Source organism: Bifidobacterium sp. ESL0800 (genome assembly GCF_029395355.1).
GTDB lineage: Bacteria > Actinomycetota > Actinomycetes > Actinomycetales > Bifidobacteriaceae > Bifidobacterium.
In genome coordinates this window covers 2,086,572-2,110,673 of record NZ_CP113913.1, presented here as the reverse complement: position 1 = coordinate 2,110,673, position 24,102 = coordinate 2,086,572, and the positions used below count along the sequence as shown (strand labels likewise).

The 24,102-nt window shown below is 60.1% G+C and carries 19 protein-coding genes; 9 read left to right on the top strand and 10 right to left on the bottom strand.

All coding sequences use genetic code 11. The annotated features are described in order from the left end of the window. Positions 1-137: 137 nt before the first annotated feature. A complete protein-coding gene (locus OZX75_RS07980) occupies positions 138-881 on the top strand; it encodes an SDR family oxidoreductase (RefSeq protein ID WP_277146108.1) in 744 nt (247 codons plus the stop codon). 218 nt (positions 882-1,099) lie between these two features. Here OZX75_RS07980 and rplI read toward each other — a convergent pair whose 3' ends face one another. The 5 genes from rplI to OZX75_RS07955 form a co-directional block, all read right to left on the bottom strand. Beyond that, positions 1,100-1,546 (bottom strand): 50S ribosomal protein L9, encoded by a 447-nt coding sequence (gene rplI / locus OZX75_RS07975; protein ID WP_277146107.1) that lies wholly within the window; start codon positions 1,544-1,546, stop codon positions 1,100-1,102. 15 nt (positions 1,547-1,561) lie between these two features. Next, entirely contained in the window at positions 1,562-1,810 is a 249-nt protein-coding gene (gene rpsR / locus OZX75_RS07970; protein ID WP_277146106.1) for a 30S ribosomal protein S18, read from the bottom strand. A 77-nt stretch (positions 1,811-1,887) separates the two neighbouring features. Beyond that, a complete protein-coding gene (locus OZX75_RS07965) occupies positions 1,888-2,529 on the bottom strand; it encodes a single-stranded DNA-binding protein (protein WP_277146105.1) in 642 nt (213 codons plus the stop codon). A gap of 83 nt (positions 2,530-2,612) precedes the next feature. Next, positions 2,613-2,909 (bottom strand): 30S ribosomal protein S6, encoded by a 297-nt coding sequence (gene rpsF, locus OZX75_RS07960; protein WP_277146104.1) that lies wholly within the window; start codon positions 2,907-2,909, stop codon positions 2,613-2,615. Between the two features lie 172 nt (positions 2,910-3,081). After that, entirely contained in the window at positions 3,082-4,557 is a 1,476-nt protein-coding gene (locus OZX75_RS07955) for a zinc ribbon domain-containing protein (RefSeq protein WP_277146103.1), read from the bottom strand. 215 nt (positions 4,558-4,772) lie between these two features. On the opposite strand from OZX75_RS07955, the gene OZX75_RS07950 reads away from it, so the two are divergent. The 6 genes from OZX75_RS07950 to OZX75_RS07920 all read left to right on the top strand — a co-directional run bounded on the left by OZX75_RS07950 (position 4,773) and on the right by OZX75_RS07920 (position 13,474). Further along, on the top strand, positions 4,773-6,761 hold the full coding sequence (locus OZX75_RS07950; RefSeq protein WP_277146102.1) for a zinc-ribbon domain-containing protein: 1,989 nt from the start codon (positions 4,773-4,775) through the stop codon (positions 6,759-6,761). Between the two features lie 186 nt (positions 6,762-6,947). Beyond that, a complete protein-coding gene (locus OZX75_RS07945; protein WP_277146101.1) occupies positions 6,948-8,360 on the top strand; it encodes a zinc-ribbon domain-containing protein in 1,413 nt (470 codons plus the stop codon). 430 nt (positions 8,361-8,790) lie between these two features. After that, positions 8,791-9,864, top strand: coding sequence for a hypothetical protein (locus OZX75_RS07935; protein ID WP_277146099.1), 1,074 nt, complete (start codon positions 8,791-8,793; stop codon positions 9,862-9,864). A 279-nt stretch (positions 9,865-10,143) separates the two neighbouring features. Further along, positions 10,144-11,157, top strand: a complete 1,014-nt coding sequence (locus tag OZX75_RS07930) for a ribose-phosphate diphosphokinase (protein ID WP_277146098.1) — start codon at positions 10,144-10,146, stop codon at positions 11,155-11,157. Between the two features lie 226 nt (positions 11,158-11,383). Continuing rightward, positions 11,384-12,364: a ribokinase gene (locus OZX75_RS07925; protein WP_277146097.1), complete on the top strand. Its 981-nt coding sequence runs from the start codon at positions 11,384-11,386 to the stop codon at positions 12,362-12,364. A gap of 66 nt (positions 12,365-12,430) precedes the next feature. Next, positions 12,431-13,474, top strand: coding sequence for a LacI family DNA-binding transcriptional regulator (locus OZX75_RS07920; RefSeq protein ID WP_277146096.1), 1,044 nt, complete (start codon positions 12,431-12,433; stop codon positions 13,472-13,474). A 126-nt stretch (positions 13,475-13,600) separates the two neighbouring features. Here the strand turns inward: OZX75_RS07920 and OZX75_RS07915 are convergent, their stop codons facing one another. Both OZX75_RS07915 and rihC read right to left on the bottom strand, forming a co-directional pair. Continuing rightward, positions 13,601-14,992: a nucleoside transporter C-terminal domain-containing protein gene (locus tag OZX75_RS07915; protein WP_277146095.1), complete on the bottom strand. Its 1,392-nt coding sequence runs from the start codon at positions 14,990-14,992 to the stop codon at positions 13,601-13,603. Between the two features lie 214 nt (positions 14,993-15,206). Then, positions 15,207-16,127, bottom strand: coding sequence for a ribonucleoside hydrolase RihC (rihC, locus tag OZX75_RS07910; RefSeq protein ID WP_277146094.1), 921 nt, complete (start codon positions 16,125-16,127; stop codon positions 15,207-15,209). A 234-nt stretch (positions 16,128-16,361) separates the two neighbouring features. Between rihC and OZX75_RS07905 the strand changes: the two genes are divergently transcribed. After that, entirely contained in the window at positions 16,362-17,597 is a 1,236-nt protein-coding gene (locus OZX75_RS07905) for a YwiC-like family protein (RefSeq protein ID WP_277146093.1), read from the top strand. 18 nt (positions 17,598-17,615) lie between these two features. On the opposite strand, the gene OZX75_RS07900 is transcribed toward OZX75_RS07905, so the two are convergent. Together OZX75_RS07900 and OZX75_RS07895 are read right to left on the bottom strand one after the other, a co-directional pair. After that, positions 17,616-18,185, bottom strand: coding sequence for a DNA-3-methyladenine glycosylase (locus tag OZX75_RS07900; RefSeq protein ID WP_277146092.1), 570 nt, complete (start codon positions 18,183-18,185; stop codon positions 17,616-17,618). A gap of 330 nt (positions 18,186-18,515) precedes the next feature. Further along, on the bottom strand, positions 18,516-21,212 hold the full coding sequence (locus OZX75_RS07895) for a phosphomevalonate kinase (protein ID WP_277146091.1): 2,697 nt from the start codon (positions 21,210-21,212) through the stop codon (positions 18,516-18,518). 458 nt (positions 21,213-21,670) lie between these two features. Between OZX75_RS07895 and OZX75_RS07890 the strand changes: the two genes are divergently transcribed. Next, a complete protein-coding gene (locus OZX75_RS07890; protein ID WP_277146090.1) occupies positions 21,671-22,024 on the top strand; it encodes a phenylpyruvate tautomerase MIF-related protein in 354 nt (117 codons plus the stop codon). A 130-nt stretch (positions 22,025-22,154) separates the two neighbouring features. On the opposite strand, the gene OZX75_RS07885 is transcribed toward OZX75_RS07890, so the two are convergent. Next, complete coding sequence (locus OZX75_RS07885; RefSeq protein ID WP_277146089.1) at positions 22,155-24,029, bottom strand: C69 family dipeptidase; 1,875 nt, start codon at positions 24,027-24,029, stop codon at positions 22,155-22,157. Positions 24,030-24,102: the final 73 nt, after the last annotated feature.

Sequence of the window (24,102 nt, the reverse complement as noted above, 5' to 3'; positions counted from 1 at the left end):
AATACGACACACTGAAAAGACTTGGTTTGCTTTATTTGCAACGAATTGCCGATCACTCCTTTTTGATAACAAATTATTAGAGATAGCCAAGTGTTAGACTGTTTATGTAAGTAATCGAACAATGAGGAGGTTAGATTATGGTAAATCGTCTTGACGGCAAAGTTGCCCTGGTTTCCGGTGGCGCTTCGGGCATCGGCCTGGCAATCGCTAAGAAGTTCGTCGACGAAGGCGCCAAGGTCGCTTTGGCCGATATCAACGCAGAGAACGGCGAGAAGGTCGCAGACGAGCTCGGTGAAAACGCCATGTTCGTCACCCTCGACGTTACCCAAGAGGATCAGTGGGAGCAGGCGTTCAAGGACGTCATCGCCAAGTTCGGCAAGGTCAACGTCGTGGTCAACAACGCCGGCATCGGCGTGGGCAACAACATCGAGACCATCCCGCTCAAGCAGTGGGACCAGACCGTCGCGATCAACGGCACCGGCATGATGCTCGGCACCAAGCACGGCGTGCAGAACCTGAAGAACTTCGGCGGCGGCTCGATTATCAACATGTGCTCCATTGAGGGTCTGATCGGCGAGTCCATCAACCTCGCCTACGACTTCACCAAGGGCGGCGTGCGCCTGATGACCAAGTCCGCGGCTCTCTATTGCGCCGAGAACCATCTGAACATCCGCGTCAACACCATTCACCCCGGATACATCCACACCCCGATGGTCGATCCGCATCCGGAACTGGTCGCGCTCGAAGAGTCCAAGACCCCTATGGGCCACTTGGGCGATCCTGAGGACATCGCCTGGATGGCTGTGTTCCTGGCCAGCGACGAGTCCAAGTTCTCCACGGGCTCCGAGTTCGTGGCCGACGGCGGCTACACCGCTCAGTGATTTCGGCGATTAGCGGCTTGACGGCGTTGACGATAGGACGCCGACGCGAGATGTAAGTCGCTGATCGATTTCAAAGGGCCGAATCCAGCAGAGTTATTCTGATTCTGCTGGATTCGGCCCTTTCGCATTGCCCGCGTATACGAAAACCCGCCGGCACGATGTGCTCGGCGGGTTTTCTTGCTTAAGCTTGCGGTGATAAACCGTTATGAATCCTGAAATTACTCGGCGACGACCTTCACAGTGAAGCTCGCGGAGATTTCCGGGTGCAGGGCCACGGTGGCGGGGAATTCGCCGGTGGTCTTGATGGTCTCGACCTTGATCGCCTTCGGATCGACGGCGGCCTTGGATTCCAGAGCGGAAGCGATGTCCATGGTGGAGATGCCACCGAACAGCTTGCCGGACTCGGAGACCTTGGCGCTCAACTCGACGACGGTGCCGTCGATGGCGGCCTTGGCGGCCACGGCGTCTTCACGGGTGGCCACGGACTTGGCCAGACGTGCGCGCTTCATCGCCTCAATCTGAGAAGCGGCGTTCTTGCTCCACGCGAAGGCGAGGCCCTGCGGGATCAGGTAGTTGCGTGCATAGCCGGGCTTGACCTCGACGACGTCACCGGAGTGACCGAGGTTGGAGACGGACTTGGTGAGAATAACTTTGGTTTCAGCCATTGTTCTTGCCTCCTATCAGCGGCCGTTGGTGGCGTAAGGCAGCAGGGCCATCTCACGCGCGTTCTTGATGGCGCGGGAAATCTCGCGCTGCTCCTGGATGGTCACGCCGGTGATGCGACGCGAGCGAATCTTGCCGCGGTCGGAGATGAACTTGCGCAGCAGCGTGGTGTCCTTGTAATCGATCTCGGTGATCTTCGCAGCCTTCAGCGGGTTCGGCTTTTTCTTAAACGGCTTGACTGGTGGTTTTGGCCTTTTACGTGACATATCAATGTCTCCTTAACACTTGTTTAACGTCTATTGCTTGTCTTCTGGGTTTCTGGCGCCTTTTCGCGTACCTACCGCTAGAACTCCGGTTCGTCGGAATCCCCGCCGAAATCGGAGCTGCCTCCGAAGGTCGAGAACCCGTCGCCGGAATTGGCTGAGCTGCCCCACGGATCGCTGCCGGTCTGAGGCTGGCCTTGCGGCTGGGACTGACCGGCGGAAGCGCCGCCCGAGTAGCCTGCGCCGCCTTGGTATCCGCCGTTGCCGCCACGGTTATAACCGCCTCCGTTGTTGCCGGCGCCGCCGTTATAGCCTCCGTTGTTGCGGGAACCACCCTGGAACCCGCCGTTCGAAGACGACTGACGTTGCACCTGGGCGGTGGCGTAGCGTAGGGACGGGCCGATCTCGTCGACCGTCATCTCCACAACCGTGCGGTTGCTCCCGTCGTTGGCGGTGTACGAACGCTGCTGCAAGCGGCCCTGCGCGATCACGCGCATGCCCTTGGCAAGGCTGGACGCGCAATGGTCGGCCATGTCACGCCAGGCGGAGCAGCGCATGAACAGCGCATTGCCGTCCTCCCACTGCTGGGTCTGGCGGTTGAACGTACGCGGCGTCGAGGCGATCGTGAAACTCGCGACCGACGCACCGCTGCCGATAGTGCGCAGCTCCGGGTCAGCCGTAAGGTTGCCGATAATCGTGATAACCGTATCTCCTGCTGCCATGACGTGCCTTCCTCACCAGCTTTGCCTTGAAACACTTAAAGCAAAAGCAAATAGACTAAAATTCAATATTCCCGCGTTGGGGCTTACTTGACATCCTTGCGAAGAATCTTCGTGCGGATTACGGACTCGTTCAGGTTCAGAACGCGGTCGAGCTCGTCGCTCGTCGCCGGCTCGCAGCTGTAGTTGACCACGACATAGTTGCCTTCGTTCTTGCCATCGATCTCATAGGCAAGCTTGCGGCGTCCCCAGATATCGGGGTCGGAAACGGAACCGCCCTCTTTGGTGACGATTTCCATATACTCTTGGGTCAGCTTCTTCAGGGCTCGTTCGTCAAGCTCCGGATCGGCGATGAACATCAGTTCATACTTGTGTGCAGACATCACCCACCTCCTTCGGACTAAAGTCGGCCGCGGTCTTTCCGCGACAGGAGTGTGTATGCGTGCCATCTCAGGCGCAAAACCGCGTCAGACATAGCTTTTCTATAATAGTGGTTCCGGCCGACTTCAACCGGACAGTTTCAAAGGGCCGACTTCAAAGGACGTATATCGCCGCTCAGTCGTCGGATCCGGTCTTGACGGCCATGCACGAGTCGGCATTGAGGTTGTTGGACTTGCACCAGTTGCTGCCGGCGTCCTTGTCGGAGAAGGGCTCGCCGGAAAGGGTGACGTAATAGCTGGCGTCGGCGCCGTTCTGAGTGTAATGCGCGAAATCCTTGCCCCAAATCAGGATGGCCTTCGGGTATTTGATGCGGTTGGCGAGGAATTCCTGCTCGATGTCGTGGAATTCCCAGGTCTTGCCCCCGGCCTTCATGCCTTCCTTCTTGCTGGAGATCTGAGTGGTGAATACGTCACTGTGGAAGTCCCAACCGCGGCTCTCGTCGTGGTCCGTCTGCCATTTCAGCGCTTCCTTGGAGTAGCGCTCGATGTCGCTGTCGCGCACATCGGCACCTCCCAAGGCCTTTTTCACGTTCTTTGCCGCCGACCCGTTGCCGGCCTCGCCGGGCTGGAAAGTGACCTTGGTTTCCGAGATCTCGATCTCGTCGAACGGGCGCCAGTACTGGGAGAGGCTGTACGCCAGCGTGACCTTGGCGGACCCGCCCTTGAACGCGATCGGCTGCTTGGAGAAATCGTAGACGGCCGAGGCCACCACAGCGTTGCTGTCTTCGATGATGACCTTGACCTTGTCACGCTTGAACGCCTGGTTCTGCTTGTCGCACTTGGTGTCGAGGTCGAAGCTGGCCAGCATCGTGGTGTCGCTGTGGTCGACGCCGCTCAGCGTCGCCTTCGGTGCGAGCTGGCAGCCAGAGACCTTGACCTCTTTGCCGACCTTCTTGGATTTGGAATCCTTGGCCTTGTGCTTGCGGGTCACCGACGTGGTGGCCTTGGACGAACCGGACGCGTCGGAACCGTGCTTGAAGTGCCACCAGAGCCCACCGCCTGCCGCGATCAACGCGATCACCACGATGATGGCCAGGATGGCGATCCACTTCTTCCTGCCCTTTTTGGTCTTTTTGCCGTCACCGTCACCATCGCCGCCGTCGGAGGCCTCCGGCTCTGCAACGCCGTTGGAACCCGCCTGCGAGGACGTGTCGGCATACCCATCGCTCGGCTGGTTCGGCTGCACATAACCCTGCTGGAATTGAGCGGACTGCGTTGGAACCGTTGCCTGCACGGGCTGGAACTGCTGGGTCGGAGCAGGCTGCGCCGGCTGGGAGAGCTGGACAGGTTGGAACTGCTGGGTCGGCTGTGCACCGCCCTGAGGCATCGGAATCGGCGGCATCGCGGGTTGCTGCATAGCAGGGGCAGAGGCAGGAGCCTGCTGCGGCATCGCGGCGTTCGGCGTGCCCGCAGGCGTCAAGGGGGTTCCACAGACCTGGCAGAACCGCATCCCCGAATTGACAGGAGTTCCGCATTTCGGACATGCTGTCTGAGCCGCGGACGCGGACGCACCGCCCTGCGCACTGCCGCAGTTGGAACAGAACTGGGCACCGTCATCAAGATTCGCACCGCACGATACGCAACGCTTCATCGCTCTTTCTCCCTCTTTTCACGCAGATTTCTTCTTCTCTCAGCATACCGGCAGGACTCGCCGCCACACCTCGATTCGAGAAAATTAGGCGAATAATTGTATATTTCTAATTTTTTGCATAATCTACCTCCATATTGTTAGCCCTCACTTATATTCTGTGGTTATCGGCCCTGCCCAACGTCGGGGTTGCCAGAGACTTAGAACGGAGAGACATTATGTATTGTCCCCATTGCGGAACGACGCTCCCGGAAAATTCCAGATTCTGCTCGCACTGCGGCCAAAGCACCCAGCCTGCGTCGGCAGCGACACCGGCAGCGCCGATGGCCCCGGCAGCGCAGTCCCCGTCGATTCCGCTGCCCGGCGCGGCCACATCCCCAGCGGGCCCTGCGGCTCCGGCCGCGGCACCCCAGATGCCGGCCCAGGCCGCGCCGAATGCAGCCGGCATGCCACAATACGCCTCCGCACCTGCCCCCGCAGTAACGCCCGTCGCACAGGCAGCACCCACCGCCACGCAGCAGAAGCTGCAGGGTGCCTACCAAAGCCTCTCCACCCCGGAGAACGTGAAGACCATGGGCGTCTCGCTGGGCATCGGCGTGGGCGCGGCCGCCGTGCTCGCCCTGATCAACACCATCATTCTTGAAATGGCCTCGTCCAGCAGTGCCGTGGGCGATATCGGCAGCCTCCCCTTCGGCGATTTCTCCGAAATGCTCAAGGTCAAAAGCAGCGACTTCCTGCACGTCCTGGTCATGATGATGGTCGCGGGCGTCTCCGGCACGTTCTCCGGCAATGCTTCGGCCTCGTCCGACGCCACCAACGGCACGATGAGCGCCGTCTTCTCGATCTGGCTGCCGATGAGCCTTTCCGGCATCGCGCTGATCCTGGGCGCGGCGTTCGGCGCCTACCTCATCGCGCACAAAGTGGGGGCACACTTCAAATTCAACGGCGTGATCAGCTCCGTCGTCGTCGGTCTCGCCGCCGGTCTGGTCTACGTCCTGCTCGCGGCCATCTTCCCCTTCACCACCGCGGCGTCGATCGGTGACGCCAAGGCAGGTGCCACACTCGGCGGTGCTTCGTTCCGCACGTTCTTCATGGCCTTCCTCATGGCCGGCATCGGCGCGCTGATCGGCTACGCCATGGCCCAGTACGCCTCGGACAGCAACGACGTGTTCCACGCCATCTGGCGCTTCTCGCACCGCATGCGCGGCCCGGCACGCACCTTCGTTGAGGCCTTCGCCCTCTACGCCCTACTCTCCACAATCGTGGCGCTGATCACGCTCATCATCATGGTCGTCGGCGTAAAGACGGCGGCACCGCTGCTGATGATCCCGATCGCCATGCCGTACCTGCAGTTCCTGCTCACCGACATCATGTCCTTCGGCGGCCTGACGGCAAGCGATCCGCAGTCCTCGAGCACGGTGACGTTCGCCGACCTCATGTCGGCCAAGCAGTGGGCACCTGGCACCTCCAAGGCATGGATCTTCATCCTGCTGGCCATCGTCTTCATCATCGTCACCTTCTACATCGCGTTGCGCGCCGCGGTCCGCACCACGCAGGACCCGTTCTACGCCAAGTGGAACCACACATGGAAGGCACCCGTGGCCACGGCCATTTTCTGGTTTATCGCGGTATTCGGCCTGACCGCTTTCGGCGCCCAGCACGCCACGGACAGCATGTCCATCACCATCGCGACGTGGTACCCGCTGCTGGCGGCGGTCTGGGCCTTCGCCATCGAGGCGGTGGCCATCACCTTCGGGCCGACCGTATTGGCCTCAGTACCGGAACTTTGGAAGATCGCCAAAGGCGGAGCCGTGGAACCGACCCCGCAGAACATCAAGGACTATGTCACCGCCTGTGGCGCCAATTTCAAGCGTCTCAGCGAACTCGGAAACGGCGGGGCCAACAGGCCAGCTGGCCCGGCAGCTCCCGCCGCACCTTCCACACCCAGCGCACCAACGGCTCCGCTCGCACCGCAATCCGGAGCACCCGCAATGCCGGCGACACCGACGATGCCCGCAGGTACTACCGGCATGCCGACAACCTGGCAGAATCCGGTCACGCCTCAGCAGGGATTCGCGGGGACCGGCGTACAACCGTCAGTCCCGGGCGCGCCCACGACGGGGAGCCCACAACAGACGTATACCCCAGGCCAACCTGGCGCGTCAGGCCCCACCGCAGGTCCGACGCAGCCACCGGTAATGCGATAACCACCGGACGTCGACCGAAACGATGGGAAGACAGACATCACTAATTGATTAGCCGCTGCCCGCCTTTCCGCCGCTGATTGAGGCCGTCGCCTGCTCACGGGCGACGGCCTCAGCCATTGATCGAAGAGCAAAAACCAAAAGCAGAGTTCAGGGCCGCGAACCGGCCGGAGAAAGAGAGATCCAAAGATGAATTGCACCAACTGCGGCAGCCCACTGCCCCAAGGTTCCCGGTTCTGCGTCGTATGCGGGCAGGCCGTCGGAGCCAATGCCGCCCCTCAACCGGCCAACCCCGTTTCCGTCCCCTCCCCGGCTTCCTCTGCGCCCGGAAGCGTTCCGCCTGTGCCCGGGGTCGCCGGCATACCACAGCCCGGCTCGCCGATTCCCGCCCCGCAACCGGCCGCGATGCCGATGCCGAACACCACGCAAGCGCCCGGCATCCCCGGCCCGCAGCGCTTCAACGCCGCCGCCTCGAGCGTGCCTGGCGTCTCGAGCGTACCGGATATACCGGCAACGCCCGGGGCGGCACCTTCTGCAACAGCAGCGAAACCGATGACCGCCAAGCAAAAGCGTTACGTCATCATCGGCATTGTCGCCGTCGCCGCGTGCATCCTGCTGGCCATCGTCTACAGCACATTGAATTCGACGGTATTCGGCCCTAAAAACACCATCAACTCGTACCTCGATGCCATCGCCGCAGGCAATTTCGACCAGGCCAATTCAATCGCCGACCCGCAGGTGAGCGGAGCCCAGGCGGTGCTGCTGACCAGCGATGCGGCGCAGAGCGATGGGACCATCATCAACCAACGCATCACCAGCACCAAGGAGAATCCCGACGGATCGGTCCAGGCCATCGTCACCTACAGCTTCTCCGGCCGCGACTACACCAAGACGCTCAACGTGGCCACCAGCGGCCGCAAGTTCCTGTTCTTCGACAACTGGGCCATCACCAACCCCATGGTGGGCGAGCTGCAGGTGACCGTGCCAAACGTCGTCTCCTCGGTGAAGGTCAACGACATCCCCGTCTCCTCCAAGAACTCGACCTCGACCAACAACACCGGTTCCGAAAGCACCACGACGACCACCCTGAACCTCAAGGTCTACCCCGGCAGTTACACCGTGACGACCGGTTCCTCTCCTTTCCTCACCGGCTCTGACGTGAAGCTGAACTCCGTAGCCGCCGACGATGTGACCAGCGTGGCATCAAGCGGCACTCTGAAGGTCAAGCCGACGCAGAAGCTCAAGGATGCGCTCAACGGTGAGGTCAAGAAGAAAATCGATAAATGTGCGGCCAAAAAGGAGGCCGACCCCGATGGATGCCCCTTCGGCGAGTACTTCTACGGCGACGATGACGACTACCGGAACTTCGCGTGGACCGTCGTCTCCTATCCGAAGGTCAGCGACAGCTACATCGACATCGAGCAGGGCTCCTTCGGCACGACCAGTTCCTCCGGGAAGATGAAACTCAGCTATGAACGCAAAAGCTACGACGACGAGTGGAAGCCGGACGACACCACTACGACGGCCAACGGCATCCGCGGCACCTTCACCATCTCCGGCAACAAGGTGAAAGTGGCTTTCAACAGCGATAACAACGACTGAAAACCAGAGACTCGAAGTCGCCAAAGGCCCGGAAGAACGACAGTCTTTTTGACCACCGGTCCGAAGCTCACCAGTCCGAGGGCCAAAGGCCCGAAGATACAATCAACGACTAAAACTTCATAACAAAAACTGAAAATCGAAGGAATTGTATATCAAGATGAAGTGCCCTCATTGCGGCAGCGCATTGCCGCAAGACTCAAGATTCTGCACCAACTGCGGGCAGGCCGTAGGCGCGGGGACGCCGAGTGCGGCCATGTCTACGCCGCCGACAGCCGCCGGGCCAACACCTTCAACGACGTCGACACCCGCAGCACCCGGTTCCACGTCTCTGTCCGCGCCGCCGACAGCCGCCAGCCCAACGCCTTCGGCAATGCCTGCACCAGCCGCACCGGGGGCCAAACCAGCAACAGCGTTCCCAACTGCTGCTGCCATGCAGACGATGCCGGCTCACGGGCCCGCACCCCGGCCCACGCTGGCTGCAGCCATTCCCACGCCGCCAACCGCGCCGGCACCTGTGCCCGCAAACGCGCCGACGCCGACAGGAACATGGCCGGCAGACCCGGTACCTCAACTATCCGTACAACGCAACTTCACCACAGGCGGCTTCGGTGCGCCTCCGCAGGCAGCGCCGATGCCGGCAAACGCGAACGCAATGCCTGGAGCAGGCAGCTATTCGCCGCAACAATCAATGAGCGCCACGGTACCCTCTGGCCCGACATTCAAGGCTAGGAAATCAAAAAAGACCTACGTTATAGGCATATCCGTCTTTCTGTGCATCGCCCTGGTCGCCGCCGCCCTGCTGGCAGGCTATCTCGTGCTCTGCCGTCAGACTCCCAAATCCGTTGCCGAAACGTATCTGGACGATATTCTCAACGGTCAGTTCAAAGATGCAAGCAAAATGGAACTCGGCTCATCCAAGACCAAACGGGCGAAAGTCATGACAGAAAACGACGTATACTGCCTTGAACTTTCTGATCCCAATGCGACCACTGTCCCGTCAAGATGCAAAAAGGCAGACAAGAAAGGTGAGATTCTCAATCCTTCTTTCAACGCCGATAAAATCAACAGCATCACCAAGATGCCCGACGGGTCACAGAAAGTATCTTTCGAATATTGGGCTGCATCGGGCGACCCTCATAAGCACTACCATGACAGTTTCACCATGAGTTGCCACGGGTCTCCCATCCAATCAGATAGCTGGAAAATCGACAATCCTCCGATCAAACCTGTCCGGTTCACGATTTACGATCCTCTCGTCACCACACTGGAAATCAATGGTTTCAATATGGATCTCACCAACCTGCAAACCGGTGGCAACAGTAACCTCTATACCATTGACCTGTATATCGGTTCGTATGACAACAGCCTCGAAGGAAATCCGCACTACAAAAGATATATAACAAACCCCAATCAAATCGCGGGAAGCGCCGGCTACTTCAACGTGGATGGCGACACAACGGACAAAACCATGTACAAAGTGCTCGGCGACACCAAAGGCAACTGAAAACTCTCATCAACGACGACCGCGAGTTCCACATCGCAGGCAATGATCAAGTGGCCATTGACCTCAGCATGCACTGACACGGATCCGCTTCAGACAACCCCGCGCAACCCGGCTTCGGGCAATTGCACGGGGTTGCCTGTATATTGGAGTTGGTTTCTTTTGATCAACCTTGGCTCGGGCGACCGTCCGATGCCTGCCGGCCTACCTTGTACGACCGGCGGCGCACTGCTCGTTCGCACAGAGCAAGGCCAAATGCACACCTACAGCGGAAGGTGAGATATGTCGGCGATTCTCGAGGGTAAGTCCAAAAAGCGACTGGCATTGGTGACAGGCCGGGCGTACCCGGAGCAGGCGGCGGCCACGGCGGAATGCCTCGGCACCGTGCCGTTGGAGACCACGGCCTACGACTTTGCCAACGGCGAGATGTACGTGCGCTATACCGAACCGGTACGCGGCGCGGACGTCTTCGTGCTGCAGGCGCACACCGACCCGATCAACAAGTGGATCATGGAGCAGCTGCTGATGATCGACGCGCTGAAGCGCGCATCCGCCCGTTCCATCACCGTTGTCGCGCCGTTCCTCGGCTATTCACGCCAGGACAAGAAGGGCCTCGGGCGCGAGCCCATCACCGCCAGGCTGATGTTCGACCTTTTCCAGACCGCCGGCGCCGACCGCATCATGACCGTCGATCTGCACGCCTCGCAGGAGCAGGGTTTCTTCGACGGGCCTGTCGACCATCTGACCGCGATGCCAGTGCTGCTCGACTACGTCAAGAACTCCATGCCGCTTGAAAACGCGACCATCGTCTCTCCTGACGCCGGACGTATCAAGGTCTCCGAGCGCTGGGCCGCCAAGCTCGGTGGGCTGCCGCTGGCCTTCATCCACAAGACCCGCGACGTCACGCGTCCGAACCACGCCGTGGCCCATGGCATCATCGGCGAGGTGCGCGAGCGCGACTGCGTGGTGGTCGACGACATGATCGACACCGCCGGCACCATCTGCGAGGCCGTGCGCACGCTGCGCGAGGCCGGCGCGAAATCCGTGACGCTGGTGGCCACCCACGGCCTGCTGTCCGGCCCGGCTATCGAGCGGCTCAAGACCTGCGGCGCACGCGAAATCGTGTTGATGGACACCGTGCCGATTCCCGAGGAGAAGCGCCTGCCCAACATGACCGTGCTCTCCATCGCCCCGCTGCTGGCCGCCGGCATCCGCTCCGTCTTCGAATCCGGCTCGGTCTCGGGCCTGATGGACGGCCTGCCCGAAGACATGCACCCGCGCAACATGTACGCGTAAGCATCGTATATACCCAAAATTCCGTAACGGCGCCGGATGAATGAAGCAGACGTTCATCCGGCGCCGTCGTATGTTCAAATGGCCGTTCAATCGGATTCGGTCCTTCTTTAGCTCTTCTTTTCGCGCCTTCTTTATGGGCTGATAATTTGACTTCTTTGATAAAGCGTTTTACCATATACATACATCTATATGCCAATAGCACAGACGCACGTGAATCGAGTATGAAATGAATGCAAAGACGCTTTCCTTACTGGACGACATTTCCGGTTCAATCAGCATCGTCGGCTCAATGAACGCCGACTACACGGTCACCACCAAACGTCTGCCCCAGCCCGGCGAGACCATCACCGGGGGCCCGCTGCGCATCCTGCCCGGCGGCAAGTCCGGAAACCAGGCCGCGGCGGCCGCGCGGATCGGCGCGAAAGTCAATATGTTCGGAGCCGTGGGCAGCGACAGCAATGCGGATTTCCTGCTGGCCAAGCTCAATGACGCAGGCGTCGACACCTCCCATATCCGGCACGCCGACGGCGCCAGCGGCACCACAGTGATCACCGTGGATGCCAACGGAGAGAACACCATCGTCTACTCCGCCGGGTCCAACGCCACCGTCGACATGGCCTATATCGACAGCCAGAAAGACGTGCTGCTCAAGTCGTCGGTGCTCGGCCTGTGCTTGGAAAGCCCGATCGAAACCGTCACCGCCACCGCGAAGATGTGCCACGACGCCGGCATCAAAGTGCTCTTGAACGACTCCCCCTTCACCGACACGTTGCCGCAGGCGCTCATCGAGTACGCTGATATCCTGCTGGTCAACGAGCACGAGATGGCGCAGTTGCTCAACATCGCCGAGCCCAAGAACGGCGACTGGCTGGGCATGGACTGGAACTACATCGCCCGCTCCATGCACGATTTCGGCTTCAAGGAAGCGGTGGTCACTCTGGGCGGCGACGGCGCCGTGGTTCTTACGGGCGAGAGCACCTATCATGTCGACGCGGCCAAGATCGACGCCGTGGACACCACCGGCTGCGGCGACTCCTTCATGGGCACGCTGCTGGCCGGCCTCGCCTCGGGCTTTACGCTGAGTGATTCCGCTTCGCTGGCCTCCTACGTGGCCGCCTACGCCGCCACAGGATATGGCGCGCAAGCCTCCTACGGCACCAGCGCCCAGATCAAGACGTTCTTTGCTGGTAGTATCGATAACAGTTGATGCGGCGCATTTCATCGCCGAAACCGACACCGGTACGGACAGCAGAGAAAGACAGAGAACGCACAGATGAGCAAACGAGCAACACTGCGTGACATCGCCAAGGCATCCGGGGTCTCTGTAACCACGGTCTCGCTGGTGCTGAACAACCATCCGCTACGGGTGTCGCCGCAGAAACGCGAACTCATCACGCGCAAGGCTCAGGAATTGCATTACGTTCCTAACCAGATGGCCAGAAGTCTGGTGACCAACCAATCGATGCTGCTGGCGCTGCTCGTGCCCGATATCGAAAACCCGTTCTTCGCCTCGTTCGCCAAAAAGATCGAGGACGTGTGTGCAGCCGATGGCTATTCCCTGATCATCGCCAATTCCAACGATTCCAAGCAGACGGAGCTCAACCTTTTGAGCCAGCTCGAATCCCGCGGTATCGACGGCCTCTTTCTCATTCCTTCAATGCAATCCGTCGAATCGCCGAAAACCCTGCGCCGGCGCATCGAACACCTCAACTTTCCCGTCATCCTCACCGACCGCCTGCAAGAGGTCAACTGGTGTGACACCGTCGGCTCGAACGGCTACATGGGCGGCGAGCTCGCCGCGAAAGCCCTGATCGACAACGGACACACGCGCCTGGCCTGCATTTCGGGGGACAGCACGGCCGTGAGCGCCAACGCCCGAAAGAACGGGTTTATGGACAGTCTCAAAAAGGCCGGCGTCAAGAAGGCCTCCGTGCTCAGCTGCGAAGGCGACTATCGGCTCGACAGCGGCTACCAGGCCGCCGACTCCATCGTCGACTGGAAAGCCACCGGGGTCTTCTGTTGCAACGATTTCATGGCTCTCGGCCTTCTGAAACGTCTGGAGGAACTCGACGTGCGCGTGCCCAAAGACTGCTCGGTGATCGGCTACGACAACATCGCCGGAAGGATCGGGCTCAATTCCGATCTGGCCACCATCGACCAGAACATTCCCGCCCTGGCCGACACCTGCTGGCGGCTTATGGGCCAACGCATCGCGTCCTACAAGGACGACCAGCACCGCACATGGCTCGATTCGCCAGTCCACGAACTCATCGACCCCACGCTTGCGATGAGAAAGACCGTGGCCGATATCCGCTAGCCAAGCCGACCGCCAGACAACGTTCCGACATAGAAAAGTCCCGCAACCATATCGAAAACGGTTGCGGGACTTTTGCATTCAGCCTTCTGACGGCGGAACTCACACCGCCGTCAGACGTTTACGCGATCACCACACGAACAGGCCGGCCATACCCGCGGAAAGCAGGCTGACCAGGATGCCGGAGAGCATGATGCGTCCGACGCTGTGGCCGATCAGGTAGTTCTTCTCTTTGTCGACGATGCCTTGGTAAAGGCCGGTGATCATGCCGAGCGTGCCGAAGTTGGCGAACGAGGTGAGGAACACGGCGAGCACGGCCTGATAGTGAGGCGCGAAGGTCGCGATGGTCTTGGTCACCTCGCCCATCGCCACGAATTCGTTGGTGACGAGCTTCAGGCCCATAATCTGCGACATGCTCCAGGCGGTGGCCGGGTCGAGGCCGAGCAACAGCGACGGGATGTACATGATCACGCCGAGGATGCTCTCGAGCGAAAGCTTGGCCCAAATGAGGCCGAGCAGCTTGTCGATCAGGCCGGTCATGGCCACGAAGGTGATGACGGTGGCGGTGATGATCAGCACCAGCTTGCCGGCGCCGAGCAGGGAATCGCTGAGGAAGGAGAAATACGGTTCCTTCTGCGGCTTGTTCGGGTCGCGATGGAAGAACTTGGCGACGCGAGCCTTGAAGGTGGGCTTGGCATCGGTGGTATCGGAGGTTTCGACGACCTTCGCGGTTTCAGAGGCCTTGGCGGCGTCGGAGGTTTCCGTCACGACACCGGCCTCGGCGTCCGCGGTCTCCTGAATGGCATCGTTGACGTCTTCGCTGTTGTCGATCTTGTAGATGACATCCTCTTCGGGCTTGACTTCCACCGGGTGCAGCATGCCCACGACGATCAGCGCGTTGATGCAGTTCAGCGGGATGGCGGTCAACACGAACTGGCCCGGTATCATCTGGATATACGAGCCGATGATCGAGGCGGACACGCAGCTCATGGACATCATCGCCAGCGACAGGTTGCGCTCCTTGCTGGTCTTCTGCAGCTGCACCTTCGAGACGGCCAGGGCCTCAGTGCATCCCAAGAACATCATTTCGATGGCGTAGAAGGACTCGAACTTGGGCTGGCGGGTGATGAAGCTCAGGCCGCGGCCGATCCACTTGATGACCCACGGCAGGAAGCCGATGTAGCTCAAAGTATCGAACAGCGGCACGATGAGCAGGATGGGCAGCAGCGAGCTGACGATGAAGTTCACGGGCGCGGGGTTGACGCCGTTGGGGCCGACCCAGTTGCCGATGGCGAAATTGATGCCCTTATAGGAGATCTTGATGACTTCCGCGAAGCCTTGCGCCGCGACCTGCACGGCCGCGCGGCCCCAGGAGAAACTGGTCAGCAACCAAGCGATGACGATGTTCAGCACCGTCATAATGCCTACCGACATCCAATTGATGGCTCTCCGGTTATCGGACAGCGCCCATCCCAGCAACAGGAACACGGCGATTCCCAATATATCTAGCGCGAGATACATACCTAATTCTTTCTCTCATTTTCATAATTCCGCCGGCGAGAACACCTACCGAATTCGAATATGAAACACCACAACAAAAATATTTAGACACCCTCATGTAGCGGAAAGCCAACGTCGCCTTCCCTGTGAGGTCAATACAGATTTTGGCCCGCCCGTCGGAGGAGCCCCAAGAACCAGACGCGCTCTGACGGGCAAGCAGGAAATGACTAGAAAATCAGTCGCACTTGCTGACGCGGTCAAGCAGCCAGCTGCGGAAACGCTCGGCGTCGATGTCGACGGCGACCTTGGCGTTCGGCTCCCGGCCCAGGACGTTGTCGAGGTCGACGACGGTGCAGCCCGTGGTCAGCTCGCCGCAGGTCTCGACGTCGACGAAGGTGTCGACCAGCGTGAACAGATCGGGGTCGAGCAGGCAGGCCATGGCGGTCGGGTCGAACATCGGCTGGCCGGTCTCCATGGTGCCGCTGCGATAATGCTTGAACAGGCCGTAAGCCATCTTGCCGACCTTGCCCATCGTCGGCAGCTGGGCGCTGTCCTGCGCCAGCAGCTTGGCCTTCAGCCCGATATTGAGGCCGACCATGGTGATCGGCACGCCGGAGCGGAAGACAATCTTGGCGGCGGTCGGGTCGACGTTGATGTTGAATTCGGACATCACGTCCTGGTTGCCGCGGTCGATCGAGCCGCCCATCATCACGATGCCGGCGATATGGCCCTTGACCTCGGGATAGGTCTTGAGCAGCAGGGCGATATTGGTCAGCGGGCCGATCGGCACCAAGGTGATGGGCTCGTCGGAGGCAAGCAGGACGTGGCGCATCTCGTCGACGGCGTTGCGCTCGCACAGCAGCGAGGTGTCCGGTTCAGGGAATTCGAAGCCTTCCATACCGCTCTTGCCGTGTACGTCGCTGGCGTCACGGAACGCACGCAGCAACGGTTCGCTGGCGCCGCGGGCCACGGGGATGCGCTTGTTGAGGTAGGTCAGGATGCGCAGGGCGTTGGTCGTCGTATAGTCGAGCTTCACATTGCCCGCCACGGTGGTGATCAACTTGATGTCCACTTCCGGGGCGAACAGGGCAATCGAAATGGCCAGCGCATCGTCAATGCCCGGGTCAGTATCAATAATGATAGGTTTTGCAGTCATCGTCTACTCCTTTGTAATCGCCAATATTGCATCATACGATAAAACGTACGTACTCCACTTTGATTTAACGCTTTATCGCACAACTGCTAACATGATAAAGCGTTAAACCAAATTTGTCAAAACCATTCGGCCTTATCAAGAAGTTATTATATTATAGTTATTATTATTGCTTTTAAGTAGAAATAATCGGTTCCGAGTCCTTGCCTCCGCGAAATATGAAGTAAAGTAGTGGATATGATTGAGACAAAAGAACGTAAGAACGTCGCAAAACTCTGGCTGCCGGACCAGCCCGGAGCGTGGGTCATGGCGCTCTTCCCCGCGCTCGGCGGCATCTTCATCGGCGGAGTCTCGTGGCGCAATGTCTGGTTGCTGGCGGCATGGACGCTGTGCTATTGCTTCCAGTTCTCCGCGGCCCGCTGGCTCGCCGTCCGCTCGCACGAGGTCAAGGACGCTCGGAAGCACCGAGAAGAAGCCAAGAGGCTCAACAACGCCAATATCGCAAATTCGACGGCAACCGGCTCGTCAAGAAATAATCCGGATCAAGCCTCCGTTTCAGACCGCACCGCCCAACGCTCAAGTTGCACCATCCAACGCTCAGACCACACCGCCCAACGCTCAGACCACACCATCCAACGCTCAGACCGCACCATCCAATGCTCACGCCACACCAAGGCGCGCCGCTCAGCTACTGCCGTCACCGGCTCCGCCACCAATCCTGCCCTCGCTTCACGCAAACCTCACCGCTCAAATATCTACCTCACTCCCACGCTCGCTTACCTCATTGCAACGGCCGTCGTCGGCATCCCCGTTTTGGTTTCAGCTCCGAAATTGCTGTGGTGGATTCCTGTCTACGCCGTTCTCGCTTTGCTTTCCTTCCTCGCTGCCTGGCGCCGCAGTGAACGTACGCTCTGGGGCAACGCGGTCTCCGTCGCCGCCGCCGGAGGGATGGCTTTGCTCGCCACTTCGCTCGGTTCGAACTTCTTCGTACTGACGAACCCAGGCGAAACCCTTGCGTCAAGATTGTCGCCATCCGGCCTTCACCTTGCTATGGCGGCCCCGCATTCGTTTCAGTATTTTTCGCCGTATTTCCTAGACTCACCACTGCTGCCGAAAGCCGGCGTCGTGGCCGCAGTTGCTTTCATCCTCACCGAATACGCTTCGGTCGTGTTCGTCAAAACCATGTTCCGCAAGTACGGCCATTCCGGTTATTACGTGCTTTCGGTCGCCTATCATGCCGTACTTGCCGCGCTGAGTTTCGCCGCACCTGCGCTGTTGCAGGATTTCGCCGGATTGCCGTTGCCGCACGGCGTTATGCTCACCGGTCTGCTTTGGGGTATCGCCGCCGCCGTACTGCTGCTGATTGCCATCATCTTTCCGCGTCACAAGCGTATGAAAGCCATGCAGGTCGGCGGCATCGAGGCCGCCACCAGCGTGATGAACCTCGTCGTCATCGTGGTCGCGCTGATGTAGCAGACGACAGCCGACGTCTCAGCGCGAAAGATACAGGTTGCCTGCGATGACGAAACGACGCGGGCGATCCTTGGCTTTGGTGATGCCGACGCGCTGGGTGGCCTCGACGCGTTCGCCGGGGCGCAGCGAGCCCGTTTCCAGCTTCAGCGGCGGCTTGCGCAGGTCGTGGCCGTAGAGATCCATGGTGATGCCAAGCGACTTGCAAATCTTGCCCGGGCCGTTGAGGCAATCCTTGATACGTTTGCCGCCACGACGCTTTTCGACGATTTCGACAGTCCGAGTATCCACCGGTTCGGCGGCGCGAATCAGCGCACCTGCGCCGAATCCTTCCTCGAATGCGGTGACGTTCATACACAGGTTCGTGCCGTAGACCAGATAGATATAAGCGTGCCCGGACGGGCCGAACATCGCGCGGTTGCGTTCGCTTTTGCCATGGAAGGTGTGGCTTGCGGGGTCAAGTTGGTCGTATGCCTCGGTTTCCACGATGCGCACAGCCAACGTCTCGCCGTCGATTTGGCGCACCAACGTGCAGCCGAGCAACCCTTTCGCCACGGTTTCGGCGTCTTCGTTCAAAAATGCAGGAAACATGCTTCTATTGAAGCCCACCCACCAGAATTCAGCAATTCGTGATTTTGCGGCCTCTTGGTGCACCAAGTACCCACAAAAATCACAAATTCCCCCTCATTCCTCAAAAAATAGCCCACTTGGTGCACCAAGTACCCGGAAATTCGGCAAATAACCCATGAATCCTTCAAAAAAGGCCATCTTGGTGCACCAAGAGGCCTCAAAATCACGAAATGCACCGAAAACGGGATGGCCTGGAGCCGGTTTCGTATATATTTACATTTTGGCAAACAACGGAGCGGCATAATGACCATCGATTCGTGCCGCGCCGGCACCGGCACATCGGCCGGCTGCTCAAAGGCGACACGCGAGCGCCGACAGGTCTACGCCTAACAACCGTGCTTCTTCGGCCGTTTTGCCGGTGACCAACAAATCCGTGCGCCGCAAATCGGCGACGGTTTTCGCGCCCAGCAGCGCCATCAGCGAGCGCACCTGGCTCTTCCAGCTGTTGATTTCAGCAACCAGGCCATCGGCCCCACTAGCGTTCAGCACCTGCAGGAAATGGCCGGAAACACCGACGGCTCGAGCTCCCAGCGCGAGCGCCTTCACCACGTCGAGCGGGTTGCGCACACCGCCGGAAGCGAGCACGGCAACACCTTCAGCACCATGATAATCTGTATCATTTTTGGCGCCGTCAACCCTCTCAATGCCGCCAACGCTACCAGCACCATCAACACGCAAGTCGGCACTGGCCGCATGAGAGCATCCGTCATCATTCGCGTCATCAGCCCGAGAACTCGTAACATTCGTACCGCGTCTCGCCTTATTATTTGCCGTATCGCCGAAATCCGATTCGGCCGCACAAATGCCGTTATCATTATTTGTTGTATTACATATGTCGGGCAATAATCCCAACAGACACAATGCCGTGGACTGGCCCCAACCGGCCATATAGCCGTATTCGTGGCCCTGCCGCCTGGCATTCTCAATGCGCGCGAAATCGGTACCGCCTTTTCCGCTGACATCGACGGTACGCACCCCCAACTGCGCAAGCTGCCGAACGGTTCGCACGCTCATGCCGAAGCCGACTTCCTTGACCATCACCGGCACGGGCGAGGCCTTGACGATGGCGGCGATACGCGCCGGCCACGTCTCGAAATCGCGCGCGCCTTCGGGCATCACCAGCTCCTGCGCGGCGTTGACGTGAATCTGCAGAGCGTCGGCGCCGATCATCTCGACGGCGTGCAGGGCCTGCTCAACGCTGACGGAAAGCCCGACGTTGGCAAAGACGAAACCGGACGGATCGTGCTTACGAATCGTGGTGAACGTCGGCTCGAGCCCCGGGTCGCGGATGGCGGCGTGCTGGGAACCGGAAGCCATGGCCATGCCCGTTTCGGCGGCGACACGGGCAAACGCGGCGTTGATAGCACCGGTTTTGGCCGATCCGCCGGTCATCGCGTTGATATAGAAGGGCATATCCCAGCGTGTCCCGCAGACTTTCGTAGACATATCGACGTCGTTGACATCGACACTGCCCAAGCTGTGGTGCATGAAAGCCAAATCATCAAAGGCGTTGCGCTGCGCGTCGCCATGCTCGGCGAGCGCGAGACGCACGTGGTCGTCCTTGCGATTCGAACTCGCCCCCGCAATCCGCGAATTCATACCGAACATGCGCCTGCCGACATCACCAGAGAACGAATCAGCAGTCAACGAATCGACGATACCGGTGGTTTCACCTGCCGGTGCCTCCATGCCGACATTTCCGGCGGCGCGGCTGGTCCCGACTTCCCTGCCGACATTTCCGGCGGCGCGGCTGGTCCCGGCTTTCTGACAAAAATTTCCGGCAAACCTCGCGGCCATGAAATCCGAGGTCTCACCCATCCACTCGGCCAGTTCGACCTGCGGAGCGTGCACCGACAAATCCAGCGGGACGATGCTTTTCTCCTGCCAACCGCGCGTAACCGCCGCTTTGTCGGCGTTCGGCCCGGCAATCGCAATGCCGCAATCGCCGCCGCCGGCGCCGGAGCTTTTCGCCGCGGCACCATGGCTTTCGGCCACCTCGACCAGAGCACGCAAGGCCGGGGTCTCGATGATGACTCCGGTGAACGAAGAAAGGGTCTGCAAGAGCTTGCGGGCCTCGCGCACGTGCGCGATGACGCCCTGCTCGTCATCGGCGACCAGCGCCTGGGCCAATGCGTCGACACAGGCATCGCTGCCGCTCAAAAAGGCCTGATACAGCCGCTCGTGTTCGGCGGCGCTTTGCTGCTGGACATGGCCGACCAACGAAGGCGTGGACGCTGGGTTGCCGGTCCATCCCACCATCAGGCGCAAGCTGCTGGAAGGCCCGAATGCCCGGAGCCGCGCGATGCTCAACCCCGGCCAAGGCATCGTGATCAAATCGCTCAGCGCCGTGTCCTGCAAGCGGTTGGTGACCCACTGCCGGTCGACAGCAGTAAACCGGATGCAACCGCCGAAAAGGCTCGCCGCCAAGTCTCCGCCTGAGCCGACCTTCTGGGCGCGGCTGGCCGAAACGAACGCCAGTTTGTATTGCTGCATCGGGTCGAGCTCGAGGCCGTAGAACGCGGTCAGCGCCTTCATCATGGCCACCGTCACCGCGGCGGACGAGCCCAAGCCATATTTGCGCCCGGAGGCGTCGTCCAGTTCGCTTTCGATATTGACGTCGTAGATCTTGAGATCACGGCCCTGCTGCTGGGCCAGTTCCTCGACCGCATGGATGACGGAAAGCACGAATGCCGCGCCCGGCTGCTCCACGTCAGGCACCGCACGTCCCGCGCGACGCCGCCAGGTCACCGACGCCTCGGGGTGACCTGCGGAATGGATGCGGCCGACGGGGTCGACGCCGAAGGTTTGCGGTTGAGCTGCAGCGGAAGAAGTGTCGTGTTCGGTGATGCGGGCGGTCAACAGACGGTTCACGGCGATGAGGATGGCCGGATGGCCATGCTCGACCACCGCATATTCGCCGGCGATATACAGTTTTCCCGGGGCCGTCGCTACGCTGCTGCTTGGTTCCTGGCCTCGCCTACCGCTCATCGTTTGCCGTTCCTTCCCTTCACGATTCGTCGATTACGTCCGCGCGCTGGAATAGGCCTGCTCAAATATCATCAAGCGATATTTTTCAATACAGCACGATATATCAATCCGTATCAACATTCCAAATGTACGCACAACCGGAGCAAAGTAGGGCGCCACGGGCATACCTGCACCAAATACCCCGATAATCTGCGCACCACCGCCACATTATTGCCGCCTGTTTGCCGCAAATGCAACTACGGGATCGCAAACGTGACACCAGCAAACGCCTCAGCGTCACACATGCAATGGGACCGCAATGGTCGATCGCAAACGTGACGCTCATCAGCGTAGAAGCGTCACAAACGCAACAATGCGCACGTGACAGAAATGGAATCAGAGCGGCGCCAGACGCAACGTACGCCGTAAGATGTCAGTGGCAATAAACAAGGATTTGTAAGCACAACGAAGGAGCCATTATGCCCGTCATTCATACCCACGTTTCCGTTTCCACCACTCCCGAGCAGCGCGAGGCCCTGAAGGCCGCGTACGGCAAGGCCATCACCGCCGTCCCCGGAAAGACCGAGAGCTGGCTGATGTGCCCGTTCGAGGACAACATGCCGATCTATTTCGGCGGGACTTGCGACTTGCCGGCGGCCTACGTCGAGGTCAACGTCATGGGTGAGCCCGGCAGCGTCGACCGCTCGGTTTGGGAATCAATGTCGAAGCAGATCATGACCGCGCTGCACGACGAGCTCGGCGTGCCCGAAGACCGCACGTATATCCGCTATACGGCCACCGGCGACTGGGGCTGGAACGGCGGCAACTTCTGATTTTTCTTATCCGTCGGCGCCGAAACCGCACTAATACGAATTGTGTAAAAGGCGATAAGCCGGCCGAAGTCTCCCTTCGCGCCACGGCTTATCGCCTTTTACGTTACCTCCGACTGTTGCCTGCCGCAGGTTATTGCTGCGGGCGGTCGGAGAGGGCGAAAGCGTTGTGCATGTGCTCGCTGGAAATGTAGAGCACCTTGTCGAGCAACTGCTTGTTGCGTGCCTCGAGATAGTCGGCCATGCGCTGGTTCGCGGCTTCCATAATCGGACGCACCGCATCCGTCTGCCGTTCGTCCAGTACCGATTGCGCCTGCTCAGCGGTTTGCGCTTCTTGGCCATCAACCGGCGCGGCCGCGGCTTTCCGCACCGCCTGCAAAAGCCGCGCATCGGCCTCGGCGACGAAACGATGGCCGTGCGAGAAGATGTCCTCGCGGAACGCCTCGACGGCGCTGCCGGTCAGGTCGAAGTGCGCATCGGCGAGCGCCGCGATGAGACGGTTGGTCCAGTAGAGCGCGGAGGTGGAGACTTCGCCGGTGGTGTCACGCAGATACGCGGGCGTGCACGAAACGTTGGTATAGAAGGGCGCGTTGGCGGTTGTGGGCTGCGAGCCGAACGCCAGCCACATCACGGATTGGTAGCTCGCCGCCGCCTCCGGCAAATAACCGCGAATCTGCATGATCGCCAGATGGCCGGTGCGGCTGATGCCGATCGGACGGAAGCTGTGGCGCGTCGCCGGCGTGCCCGCGTGACCATACGGATCGTACGGGGTGTCCTGATAATGCGAGCTCAGCACGACGCTCACGTCCTCGATGCTGACCTTGCTTTCCGGCCTGCGCGCCCACGGGATGTCGTCGGAAATCGGCGTATAGCGGGCGGATGGCGAATCCCAGTCCTCGCTAGGGTTGAGGCAACGCTGCATGTACCAGGCGCGCGGGGTGTTGTAGATATGGTCGCGGAACGTGGAGGTGCCGAAGAGCTTGCGCGGGTTGAGATGGCGCCAATGCTCCTCGGAGCTGTCCATGCTGCGGTCGAGGTGGTTGGCCTCGATGAACTCACGCAGATCGGCCGAGCAGAGATAGTCGCGGGTATCCGCCTCGCCCGGCTTCGGTTCGGCGAGCGCTTCCACGAGGTCGAAATGGTCAAGACCGAGCTGGTTGGGGATGGCGGCATAGCAATCGTCGGGCACGCGACGGGCAATCCAATGGTGGCCGCCGATGGATTCGAGGTACCACACCTCGTCGCCGTCGGAAATACTCACGCCGTTGGCCTCGTAGGTGCCGTAACGTTCGAGCAACCCGCCCAGACGGATGACACCTTCGCGTGCGGAGTGCACGTAGGGCAGCACCAAAGTAATAATGTCTTCCTCGCCGATACCGCCGGGAATCTCACGGCGGTTGGGGTCGGCCGAAATCGCGCTTTCGGCAGGATTTTCGCCAGCGGCTTTACCACCCACAAATCCGCCGGGCCGCAGCCGGCTCTCGCCACCATGGGCAAGGTACACGTCCAGCCCTTGATTGGCGATGTCATCGGCGCAACCCGCGTCGTAGGGTTCAGGCTCGCCGATCGACGCCCACAGCGCATCGACGGACGGTGCAGGCTCAGCGCCATTGACGCCGTTACGACCTGCGCCAGAAGCAGATTTGCTATCTCCCCCAGCGGGCACGGTATGCAACTCGACCATCGGATCGGCGCCAAGCACGCGTTCGTTGACGGCGATGGTCTCGGTGGCGCTCATCGCCACGTTGCGCTCGCTCACACCTGCTTCGGCGAGGATGCCTCGGTTACGCAAGGCGTTGGGTGCCATGACGTAAGCGCACGGATCGTCGGGCAGGTCGATTTCGACGTGGCTCAGCACGCTGCGATAATGCCGCGGCTGGTCGGCCGGGCTCACTGCGACAAACCGCTTCGGGTCGTAACGCCCGCCGCCGCTGTCGTCATTGCGCGCAATGAGCGTGGATCCGTCGTAGCTGGCATTTTTTCCTACAAGTAATGTTGTGCAAGGCATGGCCTCAGTTTACTTCTTGGTTGCTATGAGCCCTATTGATTGTCATACATAACGTGAAGGAGCAACAGTATAG

What these genes read in the sequence shown, in the direction of transcription:
- OZX75_RS07980 (WP_277146108.1), top strand. Translation starts at nt 138, where the DNA reads ATGGTAAATCGTCTTGACGGCAAAGTTGCCCTGGTTTCCGGTGGCGCT.
- rplI (WP_277146107.1), bottom strand. Translation starts at nt 1,546, where the DNA reads ATGGCTGAAACCAAAGTTATTCTCACCAAGTCCGTCTCCAACCTCGGT.
- rpsR (WP_277146106.1), bottom strand. Translation starts at nt 1,810, where the DNA reads ATGTCACGTAAAAGGCCAAAACCACCAGTCAAGCCGTTTAAGAAAAAG.
- OZX75_RS07965 (WP_277146105.1), bottom strand. Translation starts at nt 2,529, where the DNA reads ATGGCAGCAGGAGATACGGTTATCACGATTATCGGCAACCTTACGGCT.
- rpsF (WP_277146104.1), bottom strand. Translation starts at nt 2,909, where the DNA reads ATGTCTGCACACAAGTATGAACTGATGTTCATCGCCGATCCGGAGCTT.
- OZX75_RS07955 (WP_277146103.1), bottom strand. Translation starts at nt 4,557, where the DNA reads ATGAAGCGTTGCGTATCGTGCGGTGCGAATCTTGATGACGGTGCCCAG.
- OZX75_RS07950 (WP_277146102.1), top strand. Translation starts at nt 4,773, where the DNA reads ATGTATTGTCCCCATTGCGGAACGACGCTCCCGGAAAATTCCAGATTC.
- OZX75_RS07945 (WP_277146101.1), top strand. Translation starts at nt 6,948, where the DNA reads ATGAATTGCACCAACTGCGGCAGCCCACTGCCCCAAGGTTCCCGGTTC.
- OZX75_RS07935 (WP_277146099.1), top strand. Translation starts at nt 8,791, where the DNA reads ATGCAGACGATGCCGGCTCACGGGCCCGCACCCCGGCCCACGCTGGCT.
- OZX75_RS07930 (WP_277146098.1), top strand. Translation starts at nt 10,144, where the DNA reads ATGTCGGCGATTCTCGAGGGTAAGTCCAAAAAGCGACTGGCATTGGTG.
- OZX75_RS07925 (WP_277146097.1), top strand. Translation starts at nt 11,384, where the DNA reads ATGAATGCAAAGACGCTTTCCTTACTGGACGACATTTCCGGTTCAATC.
- OZX75_RS07920 (WP_277146096.1), top strand. Translation starts at nt 12,431, where the DNA reads ATGAGCAAACGAGCAACACTGCGTGACATCGCCAAGGCATCCGGGGTC.
- OZX75_RS07915 (WP_277146095.1), bottom strand. Translation starts at nt 14,992, where the DNA reads ATGTATCTCGCGCTAGATATATTGGGAATCGCCGTGTTCCTGTTGCTG.
- rihC (WP_277146094.1), bottom strand. Translation starts at nt 16,127, where the DNA reads ATGACTGCAAAACCTATCATTATTGATACTGACCCGGGCATTGACGAT.
- OZX75_RS07905 (WP_277146093.1), top strand. Translation starts at nt 16,362, where the DNA reads ATGATTGAGACAAAAGAACGTAAGAACGTCGCAAAACTCTGGCTGCCG.
- OZX75_RS07900 (WP_277146092.1), bottom strand. Translation starts at nt 18,185, where the DNA reads ATGTTTCCTGCATTTTTGAACGAAGACGCCGAAACCGTGGCGAAAGGG.
- OZX75_RS07895 (WP_277146091.1), bottom strand. Translation starts at nt 21,212, where the DNA reads ATGAGCGGTAGGCGAGGCCAGGAACCAAGCAGCAGCGTAGCGACGGCC.
- OZX75_RS07890 (WP_277146090.1), top strand. Translation starts at nt 21,671, where the DNA reads ATGCCCGTCATTCATACCCACGTTTCCGTTTCCACCACTCCCGAGCAG.
- OZX75_RS07885 (WP_277146089.1), bottom strand. Translation starts at nt 24,029, where the DNA reads ATGCCTTGCACAACATTACTTGTAGGAAAAAATGCCAGCTACGACGGA.